This window comes from Gardnerella lacydonensis (assembly GCF_048545055.1).
GTDB classification, from domain to species: Bacteria; Actinomycetota; Actinomycetes; order Actinomycetales; family Bifidobacteriaceae; genus Bifidobacterium; species Bifidobacterium vaginale_C.
The window spans coordinates 49153-67073 of the sequence record NZ_JBKQXT010000004.1 but is presented as its reverse complement, the minus strand read 5'-3'; the positions used below and the strand labels follow the sequence as shown (position 1 = coordinate 67073).

15 protein-coding genes are annotated in these 17921 nt (G+C 41.2%); 9 read left to right on the top strand and 6 right to left on the bottom strand.

All coding sequences use genetic code 11. The annotated features are described in order from the left end of the window. Positions 1 to 4: 4 nt before the first annotated feature. Positions 5 to 1159: a quinone-dependent dihydroorotate dehydrogenase gene (locus ACJV45_RS05265; RefSeq protein ID WP_419397807.1), complete on the bottom strand. Its 1155-nt coding sequence runs from the start codon at positions 1157 to 1159 to the stop codon at positions 5 to 7. 96 nt (positions 1160 to 1255) lie between these two features. Here ACJV45_RS05265 and ACJV45_RS05260 point away from each other — a divergent pair, with 96 nt between their 5' ends. The 3 genes from ACJV45_RS05260 (at position 1256) to ACJV45_RS05250 (ending at position 4842) form a co-directional block, all read left to right on the top strand. Then, on the top strand, positions 1256 to 3244 hold the full coding sequence (locus ACJV45_RS05260; RefSeq protein WP_419397806.1) for an ABC-F family ATP-binding cassette domain-containing protein: 1989 nt from the start codon (positions 1256 to 1258) through the stop codon (positions 3242 to 3244). A gap of 86 nt (positions 3245 to 3330) precedes the next feature. Next, entirely contained in the window at positions 3331 to 4095 is a 765-nt protein-coding gene (gene rph / locus ACJV45_RS05255) for a ribonuclease PH (RefSeq protein WP_004112121.1), read from the top strand. Positions 4096 to 4149: 54 nt separating this feature from the next. After that, positions 4150 to 4842 carry a non-canonical purine NTP pyrophosphatase gene (locus ACJV45_RS05250; protein ID WP_410312033.1) on the top strand — a complete coding sequence of 231 codons (693 nt, stop codon included), beginning with the start codon at positions 4150 to 4152 and terminating at the stop codon, positions 4840 to 4842. 57 nt (positions 4843 to 4899) lie between these two features. Here ACJV45_RS05250 and rfbA read toward each other — a convergent pair whose 3' ends face one another. From rfbA to ACJV45_RS05225, 5 genes are all read right to left on the bottom strand, one after another. After that, positions 4900 to 5799, bottom strand: a complete 900-nt coding sequence (gene rfbA / locus ACJV45_RS05245; protein WP_419397805.1) for a glucose-1-phosphate thymidylyltransferase RfbA — start codon at positions 5797 to 5799, stop codon at positions 4900 to 4902. A 14-nt stretch (positions 5800 to 5813) separates the two neighbouring features. Beyond that, positions 5814 to 7256 carry a sugar nucleotide-binding protein gene (locus ACJV45_RS05240; protein WP_415681399.1) on the bottom strand — a complete coding sequence of 481 codons (1443 nt, stop codon included), beginning with the start codon at positions 7254 to 7256 and terminating at the stop codon, positions 5814 to 5816. Positions 7257 to 7366: 110 nt separating this feature from the next. After that, positions 7367 to 8401 carry a dTDP-glucose 4,6-dehydratase gene (gene rfbB, locus ACJV45_RS05235; protein ID WP_004125576.1) on the bottom strand — a complete coding sequence of 345 codons (1035 nt, stop codon included), beginning with the start codon at positions 8399 to 8401 and terminating at the stop codon, positions 7367 to 7369. A 60-nt stretch (positions 8402 to 8461) separates the two neighbouring features. Continuing rightward, complete coding sequence (locus ACJV45_RS05230; protein ID WP_419397804.1) at positions 8462 to 9235, bottom strand: ABC transporter ATP-binding protein; 774 nt, start codon at positions 9233 to 9235, stop codon at positions 8462 to 8464. A 47-nt stretch (positions 9236 to 9282) separates the two neighbouring features. Then, entirely contained in the window at positions 9283 to 10146 is an 864-nt protein-coding gene (locus ACJV45_RS05225) for an ABC transporter permease (protein ID WP_165847579.1), read from the bottom strand. 293 nt (positions 10147 to 10439) lie between these two features. Here ACJV45_RS05225 and ACJV45_RS05220 point away from each other — a divergent pair, with 293 nt between their 5' ends. From ACJV45_RS05220 to ACJV45_RS05195, 6 genes are all read left to right on the top strand, one after another. Then, complete coding sequence (locus ACJV45_RS05220) at positions 10440 to 11276, top strand: NAD-dependent epimerase/dehydratase family protein (protein ID WP_419397803.1); 837 nt, start codon at positions 10440 to 10442, stop codon at positions 11274 to 11276. 203 nt (positions 11277 to 11479) lie between these two features. After that, complete coding sequence (locus ACJV45_RS05215; protein ID WP_419397845.1) at positions 11480 to 12766, top strand: glycosyltransferase family 2 protein; 1287 nt, start codon at positions 11480 to 11482, stop codon at positions 12764 to 12766. Between the two features lie 88 nt (positions 12767 to 12854). Beyond that, positions 12855 to 14768 carry a rhamnan synthesis F family protein gene (locus tag ACJV45_RS05210; protein ID WP_419397802.1) on the top strand — a complete coding sequence of 638 codons (1914 nt, stop codon included), beginning with the start codon at positions 12855 to 12857 and terminating at the stop codon, positions 14766 to 14768. Beyond that, the gene (locus ACJV45_RS05205) at positions 14761 to 15858 is read left to right on the top strand and encodes an acyltransferase family protein (RefSeq protein WP_419397801.1); all 1098 of its coding nucleotides are present in this window, start codon (positions 14761 to 14763) and stop codon (positions 15856 to 15858) included. Before ACJV45_RS05210 ends, ACJV45_RS05205 begins: the two co-directional genes overlap by 8 nt. A gap of 1 nt (position 15859) precedes the next feature. Then, positions 15860 to 16756 (top strand): glycosyltransferase, encoded by an 897-nt coding sequence (locus tag ACJV45_RS05200; protein ID WP_419397800.1) that lies wholly within the window; start codon positions 15860 to 15862, stop codon positions 16754 to 16756. Between the two features lie 19 nt (positions 16757 to 16775). Beyond that, complete coding sequence (locus tag ACJV45_RS05195) at positions 16776 to 17882, top strand: glycosyltransferase family 2 protein (protein ID WP_419397844.1); 1107 nt, start codon at positions 16776 to 16778, stop codon at positions 17880 to 17882. Positions 17883 to 17921: the final 39 nt, after the last annotated feature.

The following is a 17921-nucleotide window of genomic DNA, read 5'->3' as shown; positions in this document are numbered from 1 at the left end:
TTTTTTAATCTACATCAGCTGAAACTGCATCTTTAACTGTTTCAAACCCATCTTTTCTGAGTAAATCAGCAAGTCCGCGCTTTAGAACAGTTATTTGCTGAGGACCTCTATACATAAGAGAAGAAACGAACATAACTAGGTCAGCTCCACTTCTAATCTTTTCATAAGCTTGTTTTGCAGTAAATACGCCACCTATTCCAGCAATAGCAAAGCGAGACCCAAACTCGCTTCTAGTGCGCTTAATAAGCTCATTGCTTGCATTGTAAGTTGGAGCCCCTGAGATCCCACCTTTCCAATCTGCTGGAATATTCAATCCTTCGCGGTTCTTTCGCAGATTTGCAATGCTCACGCCATCAACCTTATGTGCGCTTAAAACGTCTAACAAAGACTTAAATTGAGGCCATCCGCCTTTTAGATTCAAAGGCATTTTTACAAGAGTTGGCTGAGGGCGATCAACTTTATCTAAAACATTAAAAAGCTTATTTAAAGCTTCTGGCTCGCTAAAAGGCTCGCCAGCCATAGTGTTTGGACAAGAAATGTTAACCTCAATCATGGAGCTTTTGCCACTTGCTCGTTCCATAGATATGCGATAATCTTCAATACCTTCGTCTAAATCACCAACAAGATTATCATTGGTGCGAGCAATGCTCACAGAAACACGCATGCTTTTAGCATTAGTCCACGCTTTTTCCACTCTAGGAATCACAAACTCGCTGCCATCGTTAGCAAGACCCGCATGAACAAGAAGAGAATCATATTGCGGAAGCCTATGATACCAAGGTTTAGCGTTTCCTTCGCATGGTCGGGCAGTTGTGGAGCCAACTGTTTCAAAACCAAAGCCAGCGTTGTCTAGAACTGTGCACAAATCGCAGTTTTTATCGAGTCCTGCGCTTAATCCAAATGGATTCGCAAAATCCACTCCCATAACTCGCGTTTCTAAAATTGGATCCGTGTAGTCTAACATTTCTCTGAGCATCCACATTAATCCTGGTATGCGCTCGCTTGTTTTGCAAAATGCAATCATTCGGTCGTGTGCTTCGTCTGGTGGAATGTTAAACACTAAGTGCGGCTTAATTACATGCTTATAGCTAAAGGTGAATAAGTCTGTTGCAGCTTTGTTCACAGCATTGTGTAAAGAATTTTCAGATACATAACTCATAACTCAATACTATACAACTTTGAGCATTTTGCAATTTTTACTACAAAGTCGTGAATTTTTGCGAATGGTATAGCAGCACAGCTATATTTGTGAGTTATGCCTACTTATGATTTGGGACTAGAACGCGTATCGCTTGAATTTGCAACAAAAACTATTTTTAGAAATGTGACTCAAGGTGTTTTTGAGGGAGACCGTATAGGAATTGTTGGGAAAAACGGAGACGGAAAATCCACGCTTCTTAAGCTTCTTGAGGGTAGTATGGACCCAGATTCTGGCAGAGTTACGCGTAGAAGCGGATTGACATTTGGCATTTTAAGCCAGCGAGATCCACTGGACGATAATGCTACAGTTCGCCAAGCTGCATTGGAGAATCGACAGGATTATGAGTGGGCTGCTGATTCAAAGTCTCGCGAAATTGTTGAGGCTCTTCTTGGCGGAATCAATCTTGAAGCTAAAGTTGGTACGCTTTCTGGAGGTCAGCGTAGGCGTGCGGATTTGGCTAGGTTGCTGTTGCATGATTGGGATATTTTGGCTTTGGATGAGCCTACGAATCATCTTGATGTGCTTACAATTCATTGGCTCGCAGAGCATCTTTTGCACAGGTGGCAAGACGGGCAGGGCGCGCTTTTGCTCGTTACGCACGACAGGTGGTTTTTAGACGAAGTTTGCTCTTCTATGTGGGAAGTTCACGATGGAGCAATCGACCCGTTTGAAGGCGGATACAGTGCGTACATGATGCAGCGCGTTGAGCGCGAACGTCAGGCGGATGTTCGCGAGGAGCGCAGGCGGAATTTGGCGCGTAAAGAGCTTGCGTGGCTTTCTAGGGGTGCTCGCGCGCGTTCTACTAAGCAAAAGTTTCACGTTAAGCAGGCTCGCGAGCTTATAGCAGACGTTCCGCCAATGCGAGATACTCTTGAGTTGAAGAGAATGGCAACTTCTCGTCTTGGTAAGCAAGTTGTTGATTTGATTGATGTTACGCAAATTTTTGAAGATTCGTCAAATCCTGCTGGAGCCGATGCAGATATTGTAAAATCACCATTTTCTCAGCCTACACATGTTGGTAGCGTTACGATTTCTGTAGAAGAATCGCCAGAAGCACCATTAAAAGAAACATGTGCCGCATCGCAAAAAAAGATTAGCGGCCGCATGCTTTTAGACAATCAAACGTGGCTAATTGGCCCTGGAGACCGATTCGGCATAGTAGGAGCTAATGGCGCTGGAAAATCAACACTTTTAAACATAATCGACGGCTCTTTGCATCCAACTAAAGGGCATGTAAATATTGGTAAAACTGTAAAATTTGCTGTGCTTTCTCAACGATTAGAAGAGCTGGAAAAGCTTGGAAAATATAAAGTCAAAGAGGTTTTGAGTAGATATAAGCCAAGCTACATAATCGACGGCAAAGAAGTGACTCCTGGTCAACTTATGGAGAGACTTGGTTTTAAACCAGAGCAGCTTATGACACCAATTGCAGATCTTTCGGGCGGCCAGAAACGCCGCATGCAATTGCTTTTGATTCTTCTAAACGAACCAAATGTGTTGATAATGGACGAGCCTGGAAACGATCTAGACACCGACATGCTTGCAGTTATGGAAGATTTACTAGACACATGGCCAGGCACTTTGGTTGTTGTCTCGCACGACAGATACTTGCTTGAGCGCGTGACTGATCAGCAGTTTGCGTTGATTGACGGCAAGATTCGCCATCTTCCAGGCGGAGTTGACGAGTATTTAAAGATTATGGAAGACTATGAGCGTGCAAATATGCAAGAGTCTAAGGCGGGTTTTGAGTCAGAATCTGAAATGAAATCCGAGTCTAAAGAAGGAATTGAATTAGATTCTGATCAAAAGTCTGAGACAAAATTAAGCGGAAAAGCTTACTACGATGCTACTAGAAGAGTTTCAGCAATAGAGCGAAAACTAGAAAAGCTTGAGGAAGAAAAAAGCGAGATTGAGCAAAAAATGGCTAACCATGATCCTAGCGATTTTGTTGGCTTGCAAGAGCTTAACGAGAAGTTACAGGCGAATCAAAGTGAGTCGAGCGCGTTAGAAGAAGAGTGGCTTGTGCTTAGTGAGCAAATTTGATGCAAAAGTCTACAGTTTTTGCATCGCGATTTTGCTCAAGATTAATGCTGCATGCTAGTTAATGCCGCGTGCTAGATTGTTGAATTATGGCTCAAATTAAGGATATGTTGGAATCTGTAAAACCTATTCGCTTTGATGGCAGAGATGTAGACGAGTTGCGACCAGTAAAAATCACGCGCAATTTTACAAACGTGCCAGAAGGCTCCGTTCTTATTGAGTGCGGAAATACGCGTGTTATGTGCACTGCCACTTTTACTATTGGAGTTCCGCGTTGGAGGCGAGACACTGGTTTAGGTTGGGTTACAGCCGAATACTCAATGCTTCCAAGAGCCACTGCCGAGCGAACTGATCGCGAGTCTGTTAAGGGCAAAATCGGCGGCCGCACGCACGAGATTAGTCGCCTTATTGGTCGCTGCCTTAGAGGTGTTATAGATATGAAGGCAATGGGCGAGTGTTTGATTCAAATTGATTGCGATGTTCTTCAAGCAGATGGCGGCACGCGTACAGCTTCGATTACGGGTGCATATGTTGCTCTTGTAGATGCTTTGAATTGGGCAGAAAAGCACAAGCATATTCGTAGTGCTAAAAACGTTCTTAAAGACTCTGTTTCTGCTGTTTCTGTAGGCGTGATTAATGGCACTCCAATGCTTGATTTGCCGTATGTAGAAGATAGTCAAGCAATGACAGATATGAATGTTGCTATGACTGGTTCTGGCAATTTTATTGAGATTCAAGGCACTGCGGAGCATCGCCCGTTTAATCGCGATGAGCTTAATGTTTTGCTTGATTTGGCAGCTAAAGGTAATCGTGAGCTTCAGGCTGCTCAGCGCGCTGCTTTAAGTCAAAATTAAATAAAGTTTATATCTATATCTGTTTATTCGATAAATTACTAAGGAGTGGCGAGCGTGAAACTTGTTGTGGCAACGCATAATGAGGGTAAACTCGTTGAAATTAAGCGGATTCTTAACGAAGAGTTTGCGGAAATGTCGGAGCATATTGAGCTTGTTACTGCTGGCTCTTTGGGGCTTCCAGATCCAGTAGAAACAGGCGTGACTTTTGAGCAAAATGCGTTAATCAAAGCTAGAGATGTTTCTTTAAGAACTGGTTTGCCTGCAATAGCAGATGATTCAGGTTTGATTGTAGATGTTCTCGGAGCTGCTCCAGGAATATTGTCTGCGCGTTGGAGCGGTGTTCATGGAGATGATAAGGCGAATAATGAGCTTTTGCTTAAACAGCTTGAAGACATTCCAGATCAGTGTAGAACAGCACGATTCCGCTGTGCTGCAGCTTTAGCTATTCCTAAGGGTTGTGGTGAAACAGAACTTGAAAACAGTATGTGGAAAACAAATGGTTTTGAAACTGTTCGCGTTGGAGAAATGGTTGGTAGACTGATTAGAGTTCCACGTGGAGAGAATGGTTTTGGTTACGATCCGCTTTTTGTACCAGATAATCAGCCTGTTAGAAATGGCATTCAAATGCAGGATTTGACAAGTGCTCAGCTTAGTCAAGAAGAGAAGAACGCCATTTCACACAGGGGCAGTGCGTTACGAGCGCTTTTGCCAGAGTTAAAAGCTATGTTCCTTGGGAAAACTAAGTAAATAAACTAAGCAAACCAGAAGTAAACTAGTTGATTTGTAAAATTGGATTTGCGATTTTTAATCCGTGAACAAATCTTTAGATATGATAATGCGATTTTCAGCAACCTGCTTTAAGTGCTTGCCATAATTGCTTTTACCATATTTTTCTGCCGACTCAAGCAAACGCTCGCGACTAATCCATCGATTCTCGTACGCAATCTCCTCAAGCACTGCGATTGGCAGTCCCTGCGCTCGCTCTATTGTGCGCACAAATTCGCCCGCTTCGTAAAGCGAGTCCATTGTGCCAGTGTCTAGCCACGCGTATCCGCGACCAAGAGTCATAACGTTTAGTGAGCCATTTTCTAAGTACATTTTGTTAAGGTCCGTAATCTCAAGCTCGCCGCGTGCGCTCGGCTTAACTTGTTTTGCAAACTCTGTAACTCTGGAATCGTAGAAGTATAATCCTGTAACAGCATAGTTCGATGCTGGGTGTTCTGGTTTTTCTACTATGCTAACGGCTTTGTGATTTTCATCAAATTCCACAACGCCGTATCTTTCTGGGTCGTCTACGTAGTAGCCAAATACTGTAGCACCGTGTTCTACGCGTGCAGCGTGCTTTAAAATAGCTCCCAGGCCATTTCCGTAGAATATATTGTCTCCAAGTACGAGCGCGCAAGAATCGCCGTTTATGAACTCTTCTCCGAGTATAAATGCTTGAGCAAGACCGTCTGGCGATGGCTGAACTTTGTAAGATAAGTTGATTCCAAATTGTTCTCCGCTTCCAAGTAGCCTTTCAAAATTAGGCAAGTCTTGAGGAGTAGAAATCACAAGAATATCTCGGATTCCAGCCATCATAAGCACGCTAAGAGGGTAATACACCATTGGCTTATCGTAAACTGGCAAAAGCTGCTTAGACGTTACTGTAGTAAGTGGGTATAGGCGTGTGCCAGAACCGCCAGCAAGAATAATGCCTTTCATCTTTGAAACATCCTTTACTTGTTGTTTTGTTCAATTCTATTTACGTAAGATTCAAGCAAATCTTCCCAATCGCATGGCGTAAATCCAGCGGACTCGATTTTTTGCAAGTCAAGTGCGCACTTGTGTGGTCTAGGAGAGCCATTAGATATGCGCGTGTAATCGTCTACGCGATTTGCTTCGATTTTGCTTGTGTCTACATTAAGTTGTGTAAACACTTTTTGAGCAATATCGTGCCAAGACGCGATTTTTCCTGAACCTGTAAGATTGTATGTTCCGTATTGTGCTTGAGTGTTTAGAAGATGGAACATGCCTTTTACTAAGTCGCTTGCAAAAGTGAGTCTGCCAGTTTGATCTATTGGCGCTTGAACACTAACAGATTCGCCATTTTTTAAACGGTTTGCAAAGTCAATCATGCGCGTTACAAAGTTTCGTCCTTCTCCAACAATCCAGCTTGAGCGAATAATATAATGCTGTGGAACGTTTGCTACTAGAGAATCTGCTGCAGCTTTTGTTTCGCCGTACACGCCTAGTGGCGCAAAGTCTTCGTTTTCTTTGTGATTTTCTTGAGTGCCGTCAAAAACATAGTCGCTTGAAATATGCACAAGAGTAATGTGGTGTTCTTGCGCTATTTTTGCAAGATTTGCCACTCCTTTAACGTTGCTATTCCACGCGGCTCTTCGCCCTTGTGGCGTTTGCGCGCCATCTACAGACGTATATGCTGCTGTGTTAATAATCGTTCCGTACAAATCCCAGTCGTAGCGGCTGTAATCGTCTTTATTTGCTATATCGAAGCTATCTAAGTCTACGTACTCAAATCCTTCTAAATCATGCTCTTTAGCATAATTTTGTATTGCGCGACCAAGTTGACCGTTGCATCCAGTTACAAGAGTGCGCTTTGGTGCCATTGGCTTTGCATCTTTTAGCATTGGATGGTGTAAGTCAGCTTCGCTGCGCTCGGATTCTTCTAAAGGTATTGGCCAATTAATGTGTAAATCTGGGTCTGCAAGGTTTACAAAAGTGTATGTTTTCTTTTGCTCTAGCGACCAATGTGCGTTTACTAAATAAGTGTATGCCGTGCCATCTTGCAAAGCTTGGAAGCTGTTTCCTACGCCTCTAGGCACGTAGATTGCTTTGCTAGGGTTTAGTGTGGTTGTGTACACTTGACCGAAGCTTTGCCCTGGTCTTAAATCTACCCATGCGCCAAATACTTCGCCAGTAGCAATGCTTATGTATTTATCCCATGGTTCTGCGTGGATGCCTCTGGTTACTCCGCGTTTTTCGTTGAACGAAATGTTGTTTTGTACAGGTCCAAAGTCGGGGAGACCTAGAGCCGTCATTTTGGCACGCTGCCAGTTTTCTTTGAACCATCCGCGGTTATCTCCGTGTACTGGAAGATCGAACACGATTAAACCTGGAATGTTGGTTTTTGTAACGCTTAGTTCTTTTTCAAATTCCATAGCATCCTACAAATTCTTTATTTTTGATTAGATTCGCGACTAGATTTTTGTTAGATTTGCATACAATTTGTATACAATTTGTATACAAGCAGACTTGACTTTTAGGCGATTCACTGTCCTTGTGCTTTATATTTCGCTTCAGTCGCGCTTTTAGCGCCTTCCCACCATGCGCGATTTTCTGTGTACCATTTGATTGTTTGCTCTAAGCCTGTTGTAAAGTCTGTGTGCTTTGGCTTCCATCCAAGTTGCGTTTGTAGCTTTGTGCTGTCAATCGCGTAGCGGCGATCGTGGCCTGGGCGGTCTTTTACAAGTTCAAAGTCGTTTGCATCTTTGCCCATCATTTCTAGAATCATGCGCAAAACTGTTATATTGTTTTTCTCGCCATTTGCGCCAATCAAGTACGTGTTTCCAAGCTCTCCCTTTGTGAGGATTGTCCAAACAGCACTGCTGTGGTCTTCTGTGTGAATCCAATCTCGAACGTTTAAGCCTTGACCATACAGCTTTGGCTTAATGCCTTCTAGAATATTTGTGATTTGGCGCGGAATAAACTTTTCAACATGCTGGTATGGTCCGTAGTTGTTTGAGCAGTTGCTGATTGTTGTGTGCAAACCATATGTGCGGGTCCATGCGCGTACCAACATATCGCTTGCTGCTTTTGTGGAGCTGTATGGGCTGGATGGGTGGTATGGCGTTTCTTCCGTGAATTTAGCTGGGTCGTCTAATGCCAAATCTCCGTACACTTCATCGGTAGAGATGTGGTGGTATCGAATCCCGTACTTTCTAACTGCTTCGAGAAGTCTAAAAGTGCCTTCAACATTGGTTTTAAGGAATGGTTCTGGGTTTGCAATGCTGTTGTCGTTGTGTGATTCTGCAGCGTAGTGCACAATAGCGTCGTGCCCTGGAACAAGCTTATCTAAAAGCTCAGCATCGCAAATATTGCCGTGAACAAAGTCAACTCTGTCTTCTGGCAATCCTGCAATGTTTTCAATATTTCCTGCATACGTTAACGCGTCTAGTACCGTTACGTGCGTTTCTGGGTGATTGTTCACTACGTAGTGCACAAAATTAGACCCAATAAAGCCGCATCCGCCAGTTACAATTATGTTTTTTGGCTCAAAGTTTGTTGTGTTACTCATGTTTTCCATAATATCCTCTTATATGCCTTTTTTAGTTTTGATTATTGTTTATTCTTTATTGATTATTGTCTAAGATTTTTCGTTTAAGCTTTTTCGCATTTCGTTAAATGCTGGCTCGGCTTGACCGTCGTAAATCATGTGTGAATGAGACAGCACTATGCAGCGAGAGCAAAGTTGCTTAATTTGATCTTCGCTGTGAGAAACAATTACCATTGTTTGCCCACGTTTTTGCTGCTCTTTAAGTCTTGTTATGCACTTGTGTTGAAAAGCTTCGTCTCCAACTGCAAGAATTTCGTCGATTAAGAATATGTCTGGATCGCTGTGCGCTGCTACAGAAAACGCCAATCGTAAAAACATTCCAGAAGAGTAGAACTTAACTTCTGTATCCATAAAAGGCTCTATTTCGCTAAAGTCTACTATTGATTGGTATTTATCGTCTATTTCTTCTTTTGTCATTCCAAGTATTGCGCCGTTAAGATACACGTTTTCGCGACCAGTTAAGTCGGCAGCAAATCCTGCTCCAACTTCGATTAGCCCTGCGATTCTTCCGCGCGCACAAACTTCGCCTTCGTCTGGTTGCATAACTCCAGAAAGCATTTTAAGCATAGTGGACTTTCCAGATCCATTCATGCCTATTAATCCAACTGTTTCGCCGCGTTTAATATTAAAACTAACATTGCTTAAAGCAGTAAAGTTTTGTGTTGCGTGCTTTTTAGACGGCGGTGTTAGCAGGTTTACAATAGATTCTTTAATCGAATGATTTGCGCGCAGCGAGAATCGCTTAGTAACGTTAGAAACGCTTAACACAACGTCTTCTGGAAGTGTGTTGGAAGGATTATTCATACATAACTCCTGCTGCTTTTAAAAGTAAAATCCAAATCTTAGTAAGCTTAAATTTCTTGAGCAAACTTGCCTTCAAGATGTCTAAATGTAACTTCGCCAATAAGTAATACAGCAAATGCAACTATAAGGCTTTCGCAAAGTCTTAAAGACCATGCCCCTGCAAATTGGAAAGTACGATCTGTGGCGTTTAGCCAGAATCCTCTGTGGAATGCTTCAACACTTATTGCAATAGGATTTGCATAATACATCTCTAAAACCCATCGTGGTGCGTGAGCTGCAACCATTTGCCACGTGTAGAAGCATGGAGCTAGCCATACAGCAACCATTGCTACTAAGTCTGTAATGTTTTCTGCATCTCTGTAAAAAACGTTTATTGCTCCAAAGAATAATCCAAGACCAAACGCAAACGTGCACACGCTAATAAATCCGATTATTGCCACTATTATGCCTGCAAAATCTGGAATCCACCCCATGCATAAAGCTCCGATTATAAGCACGATTACTTGTGGGAAAAAGTGCACAAAAGCAACTCGTAGCGACGCAAGTGGGAATAGCTCTCTAGGAAGATAGATTTTTTGTATTAGGCCAGCATTAGAAAGTATTGATCTTGTGCAATTAGAGAATGCTTCTACAAAAAAGTTTGTTACTATAATTCCACTAAAAAGGTACAGTGGGTAGGCTTGAATTCCGCCTCCGCGGCCAAGTCCTAAGAAAATTCCCATTGCAACGTAGAACACTACAAATTGCGTTATTGGCTTTACGTACGTCCAAGCCATACCGAGCCACGAACCGCGATATCTTATTCGTACTTCTTTTTTTACAAGTAAGTCAAGCAAATAAAGGTACCTTGGAATGTCTATCAAACCTTTGCTTCTACCAGGGTGATAGATGGCGTCAGACTTTGTTGTCATCGCTGCCTTTCTTACAAAATTTGCAGTGTGTATGCACATATAACTTTGTTAAGTTTACATTTGGGGATTGATTTGATTCAATATTTGGCTAAATAGTTGGCTAAATATTTGGTTAAATTATGCGCAGTATTGTGAGCAGTATTATGCGAGATATTATGTTCATCATTATATGTAATAATTTTAGCTTTTAGATTAATTGTTAATGTGATTATGTTGTGATTATTTTGTGCTTATGTTGTTCTATTTATTTTGGCATGTTTGAAAGTTTTTATACGCTGCTAAACTGAAAAACTATGAGTAAGCGAATTCTTGTTACTGGTGCTGGTGGATATATTGGTCGTCACGTTGTTAAAGCTCTTTTAGATGCAGGTGCTAGCGTAATTGCTTCCGACTTGCGTTTAGACGGTGTTGATGAGCGAGCAACGCGTATTGAAGCGAATATTTTTAGCGATGATGCTGATTTGTTTGCAAAGCTTGGGTCTCCAGACGTTTGCTTGCACATGGCTTGGCGCAACGGTTTTAAGCATGCTGCAGACACGCATATGGAAGATTTATCGAACCATTACCGCTTTATTCGTCTTATGCTTTCGGGTGGCTTAAAGCAGATTGCTGTTATGGGTTCTATGCACGAAGTTGGCTACTGGGAGGGTGCTATTGACGAGAACACGCCTTGCAAGCCAGCTTCTATGTATGGCATTTCTAAGAATGCTTTGCGTGAAGCTACTTTGCTTTTGGGCAAAGAGTATGATGCCACTGTTCAATGGATTCGTGCGTACTACATTGTTGGCGACGACGCTCGTGGAAACTCTATTTTCTCTAAGCTTCTTCAAGCTGCTCAAGAAGGAAAGAAGACTTTTCCGTTTACTACTGGAAAAAACAAGTACGATTTTATTAATGTAGACGTGTTGGCTAAGCAAATTGCTGCAACCGTTTTACAAGATAAAGTAAATGGCGTAATTAATTGCTGCACGGGTGAGCCTGTTTCGCTTGCGGATCGCGTTGAACGTTACATTCGCGAGAATAATCTTGATATTTCGCTTGAGTATGGCGCATTCCCAGATAGACCATACGATTCTCCAGCAGTTTGGGGAGATAATAGCAAAATACAAAAGATTATGAATACTAAATAAGAGCTAAAAATAAACAAAAATTATGATCTAAGTGCCGGGGACATTTCCCCGGCTTTTGTTTTATAAAACAGGTCAGTGTAAGAGCTGGAGAATTAACACGGGTTTTTAATGAGTGATAAAGAATCTAAAAACTGATTGTGTTTAGTAGTACAATAGATATGATTTGTGCTGTTTTACCGATTAGTGTGCAATGGAGACGATTTATGAATCCTGCAATTTCCGTGGTGGTTCCTGCATATAACAAGGAGCCGTATATTAGGCAGTGTATGGATTCACTTGTTAATCAAACTTTTAAAAACATTGAGATTATTGTTGTTGATGACGCTAGTACGGATAATACTTTGCAAATTTTGCGCGATTATGAGCTTAGGGATTCTAGAGTAAAAATTATTGCTAAAGATCATAATTGCGGTAGACATGTTGCGCGTAAAACTGGTGTTCAGGCAACTAGCGGTGATTACGTTCTTTTTGTTGACGCAGACGATGAGATTGAGCTTAAAGCTTGCGAAGTTCTTTACTCGTACGCTAGTAGTCATCCAGCAGATATATTGCATTTTGGTGTTTCTATTCACCCAGAAGGCAAAGCGGATGAAGATTTTGCATACAGCTACGATCAAATGTATGCGCAAAATAATGGTGATCAAACTGGCGATAATATTATTAAATCAACGTTTTCTAGTGATTTTCCGCATTGGACACCTTGGAATGTTATAACAGCGCTTTTTAAAGGTGACTTAGTTCGAGATGCGTTTAAAAAAACAGTTTCAACACGACTTTCTAAAGCAGAAGATGCTTACGAATATTTCGCTATTGCAGCCTTTGCCCAAACTTTAAAAGACTTAACAGCGTTTCGCGCGCTTAAATACCATATTGGCAGAGGAATTTCTGGAAGATCTAAAATAAGCGTTGAAAAATTCACTGTAGAACAACGCAGTGTTAAAGATGTTATAAGCACTGTTTACGATTTTGCTAATGATTTTGCTAACGAGCCTTCGATGAAAAGTCGAAAGCAAACCATTGAAGAAGCCTCACGCTGGTTTGATAATCGTGGATTAAAAATAGTAAAAGATGAGTTCTTTACAAGACTAAAAATCGAGGATTTTCAAGAAGCAATAAACGCTGTTATTGAAACATGGGGATTAGAACGCGCGTGCTCAATTGTGCTAGAAAAGCTTGTAGACCTTATGAATCAAGTTGTAGAAAGCGATTGCATAATAAAACACGGCTCTGTATGTGATGCTCTTCTTAACGTTTATAGAAATATTAAACCAGATAGTTTTAAAGATCCGCAAAACACAACTTACGATAAGCAAGTAGACTTAATGTCTTTGCATATTATGCAGGTTCATCAGCAAAAATATGAAGAAGAACAAAAGCGTTTGCAAATCGAAGCGCAAAAACGTTATGATGCAATGCCAGCTTATAAGCGTTTTGCAAAAAAGATAAAAAATATGGTTAAAAACTTAACTAAATCAAAGAATGATAAATAAAGTCTAAAAAATAAATTTGCGATTAAACAAAATACAAGATTACACAATAGAATAATCAAGGATAATTAAAGGTAAATCAGGAGATAACATGATTTTGGAAAATCCAAAGCGCTTGGGCATTTTCTTCTTCTACGATGCGCAAGGTCACGCAGACCATTATGTGTCTACGCTGCTTGACGGATTCAAACCATTCTTTAACGAGCTTGCGATCGTAGTAAACGGCAAAATCGACGAGCCAAGTAAGTCGATGCTTAAAAGCTATGCGAACAAGTTTATTTTGCGCGAAAACAAGGGTTTTGACGTGTGGGCGTACAAAACCGCAATGGACTCTTACGGTTGGGCAGAGTTGGAAAAGTTTGACGAAGTAGTGTTATTTAACGCTACGATTATGGGTCCAGTTTATCCGTTTAGCGAAATGTTTAACGCTATGAACGCAAAAGACCTTGATTTTTGGGGCATAACAAAGTTCCATAAAGTTAATGGAGACCCGTTTGGCTACAGCCCATACGGATACTTGCCAGAGCATATTCAATCGCATTTCCACGCATACAGAAAAAGCTTTATTCAATCCAAAGATTTTCAGGATTATTGGAACAATCTTCCACCAATCAACAGCTACTTTGAGTCGGTTGGATTGCATGAATCAGTATTTACAAAGCGATTTGCAGATAAGGGTTACAAGTGGTCTGTATACGTTGATACGAGTGATTTAGAAGGCTATTCTTATGGCCCAATAACGTATGCTGCAAGGCAGATTGTGGAATACAAGCGATGCCCGATTTTTAAGCGCAGGTCTTTCTTCCACGACTACTCCGACGTTTCTACGCAATCTGTTGGAAACCAAGCATTAGACTTATACGAGTATTTGAAAGACCACACAGATTACAACACGGATTTGATTTGGGAAAATGCTTTGCGAAGCATGAATATGGCAGATTTGATGAAGAATCTTCATTTGCGATACATTTTGCCGCAAAATCATGTTGTAGAAAACTCGTCAACAGCTACATCAACATCTACGGATAAGCCAAAAGTCGCGTTGTTTATGCACTTGTATTACATGGATTTGCTAGATAAAAGTTTGCACTATATTCAATCCATGCCGCAAGGATGTGACGTTATTTTAACTGTAGGATCGAAAGAAAACCAGCAAATCGTGAAACAGCGTGTGGAACATCTTCCATATAACGTAGACGTGCGGTTAATTGAAAATCGCGGTAGAGATGTGAGCGCATTCTTAGTGGGCGGCGGCGCAGATCTTATGAAGTACGATTACGTATGCTTTGCTCACGATAAAAAAGTCACGCAATTATCTCCTCGAAGCATAGGCGACGGATTCGCGTACAAGTGTTTTGAAAATATTCTTGCAAGTAAAGAGTATGTGCAAAATGTTATAAATCTGTTTGAAACGCATCCGCGACTTGGAATGGCAATGCCAACGCCGCCAAATCACGCAGACTACTTCCCAGGATTTACATACACTTGGGGTCCAAACTTTGAAGGCACGAAGAAATTCCTAGAAAAAACGTTAGGAATTAGCGTTCCGTTAGACGAAAACAAAGACGCTATAGCTCCTCTTGGAACAATGTTCTGGTTCCGCACGAAAGCACTGCACGGGCTATTGGATAGAAAGTGGACTTACGAAGATTTTCCAGCAGAACCGCTAAAAATAGACGGAACGTTGTTGCACTTTATAGAGCGAGCATATGGGTATGTGCCGCAAGCCAACGGATATTATGACGCATACATATTCTCGGACCACTTTGCACGAATAGAAATGACGAATCTAGAATTCGATGTTCGAGAACTCACAAAATCTGTGAGCACGCCATGGATTAAACGCAATTTGGAAGAAACTTGTAGGGAAGTAATGCGCGGAAAGCGATTCCGTTACGCTGCTTTAAGAGTGTTAAGAAGTATTGCAAAGCGCGTATTTTATAAGACTTTGTACATAGGTCAAAGAATTGTGCACATTGGTCGTAAAGGTAAAGAAGATGAGTGATATAAGCGTAAATACAGCTGCAGCAAATCTTACGCGCGCAAGAAAACCGCGACTTTTCTACTTGGATTGGATTCGCGCAATAGCTGCGATTTTGATTGTGGTAACTCATTTCAACAATCCATATTTGGAGCCAATGCGGTTCTTTGTAAATAGACCGTTTGGAATCTACATTGGTGGATTAGGAGTATCGCTATTTTTGATTATTTCTGGCGCTGCTCTTATGTACAACTACGGGGATAGAGAAAGCCTGGATTTGCGCACATTCTACACAAAGCGCGCAAAAACACTATACCCAATGTTTTGGGTAGCATTCATAGTGGCGAATATTTTACTGTTTATTCGCAATAATGGATATATTTTTGTACCAAGGCATAAAATAACAGCAATTTTTTCGCTTTTTGGAATGGATGGTTATGCTTCTGCATTCGGTGTAGGAACTTTTTATGTTCTAGGCGAATGGTTCTTAGGGTTCATAATACTGTTTTACATAGTGTTTCCACTTTTAAGAGTTGGCGTAAACAAAATGCCAATAGCAACTGTTTGCATTGTGATGGCTCTATACGCTGCAACAGTTGTGTTCTTTACTTTTTACCAGATTCCACGAGTTCCGTCTGATATTCTTTTAACAACAAGATTGCCAGAATTAGTATTTGGCATGATTTTTGTAAAGTTCATAAAAAAAGTGCCGCATTGGCTTGCTGCAATATCTTTTGTGATTCTTGCATTGCAACAATTAACGCATGCTTTACAAGGAAATATTGCCGTTACGATTGTAGGAATATTAGCATTTTTGCTGCTTTCTTATATTGGCGAACTTGTTAAAAGTTTTAAGCCATTAAGCGCGTGTACAAAGTTTATATCCGCGTATTCGTACCAGATTTTTTTGGTACACCATGTGTTAATAATGCAAGTGTTTACAGTAATATACCCTACGTGGCTTAATCGCTGGCAGGCGTACGGATTGCTAATCGCAGAGTTTGTGGTAATTCTTGTGCTTTCTGTAATACTCAAGCGTTTTACAAACTTGATTGTTGGTTTTGTGAGCAAATGTTGGGTGAAAATCGGCAGCAAGAATCGCAGTTTGGACTAACATGCGTATTTGTTCTGGAATAATCACCTATAATCCAACTTTAATAGATGTAAGCACGTGTTTAGAAGCGCTATGCAATCAAGTAGAGCGCGTAGTAATCGTAGACAATGCGTCTAAAAATGTTAAAAGTTTGCAAGAAGTTGTAAGCAAATACGCAAACGTGACTTTAGTTAAAAACAGTCAAAATATTGGTTTTGCAAAAGCATTAACGCAAGTGCTTGAATGGGCAAAATCGCAAGGTTTCAACTGGGTGCTAACGCTTAACGACGATTCTGTTGTGCCAAGCAACATGATTAGCGAATACAAGAAAATCCTGGAAAGTCAGGGAAATCTTGTAAATCAAAAAAATGCAAAAAATTCAAAAATCGCAATTGTATGTTCTTTGCTAAAAAACCGTTTAGACGGCACGATTTTACACAGCAAATGCCACGAAGACGAATGCATAACGTCTGGAAGCTTAACAAGCGTAGAAGCGTGGCAGAAAATCGGCGGATTTGACGAATGGCTAGAAATCGACGGAGTAGACTTCGACTTTTCAAGGCGACTAGTGCGAGCAGGGTGGAAAATCGTAGAGTGCCAAAACGTTATAATGGAACACCAAATCGGCAAAGCGCGCTCAATAAACTTGATTATAAAACACCCAATCGTGTGGAATCACAACGCAAATCGCAAGTATTACATAGCGCGAAATATGCAAGTAGTGGATTACAAAATGGGAACATACTCGTATGCTAAGTCGTTGCGTGCAGTTGTGCGAGATATGATTTTCGTTGCGCTGTGGGAAAAGAATAAATTTGCGAAAATTCGCGCAATGATACGCGGATTTAAGGATGGGCAGCAAAAGATTCGTCAAATGCGCAAAATCTCATCTTGTAAAGCAGAGCAGAACGCGGTTTGAAAGGATAGCAATGATAGCAATGGAAAATTATGCTAAAAACGAAAATCCGCTAGTTTCTATAATCGTGCCAGTCTACAATTCTGCAAAATATTTGAGTGGATGCGTGGACTCGATTCTTGCGCAAACTTACAAAAACATAGAGCTGATTTTAGTAGACGACGGATCCAAAGACGACTCTGGCAAAATTTGCGATTCCTACGCATCAAAAGATTCGCGAGTTAAAGTAATACACCAACAAAACGGCGGAATATCTCGCGCACAAAACGCAGGGCTTGATGCGGCAAGTGGCGAATTTATAGCGTTTGCAGACAATGACGATATTCTAGATTGCAAAAATATTGAGATTCTTCTAAACGCTATTTTGCAAAGCGGAGCTAGTATGAGCAAAGCAAAATGGCGTCAATTTGGACTAAGTAGCTTAGAGCAGATTAAAAAAGAAGCTGGTTTGGGTGCACGTGGTTTGAGCGCGGATAAGTCGCAAGCAATCGCACGTTTAGAAAACATGCCTCAAATAAAAATCGTAAAAAATCCTCTAAAAGCGTATCAAACTGTATTTTGCAAAATATTTAGAATAATCGGAAACAAGCTGGGCAAAAACAGCGAAGCGCGCTACTTTAACGAAGCGAATTGGTGCAGGCTGTACAAGCGAGAAATCTGGGAGGGAGTGCGATTCCCAGAAGGAAAGTTTGCGCAAGACACGGCGATGGCAAGCGTGCTGTACTCGCGCATGAATTACGTGGCACATGTGGACGCAGTGCTGTATTACTGGCTGCAACGCGCAGATTCCGTAACGCATAAAATGCGAGACGCGGGCTTTTATCACGATCATATTGACGCTGTGCGAGCAAATTGGGATTTGTGCTTAGAACACAACGTTGTGCCAGCAAGAAGCTACTACACAATGGTTGGAAACTTAAGGTATGAGCGATGTGCGCTGAAAAGTGGGGAAAGTAGCGACGCAGAAATCCAAAAAATATACGAAAAAAATTATGCTAAAGACGTAGAATTTGCTAAATCAGCTGTTAAAAAGCTTACGATTTTACAGCGCGCGCAATGTTTTACGATGGCGTGTGTGAGAAATCTTGAAAAAATAATCTACGATTACAAAATCAAAAACATGAAGTAATGCAATTAAAAATATGAAGTAATGCAATTAAAAATCGAA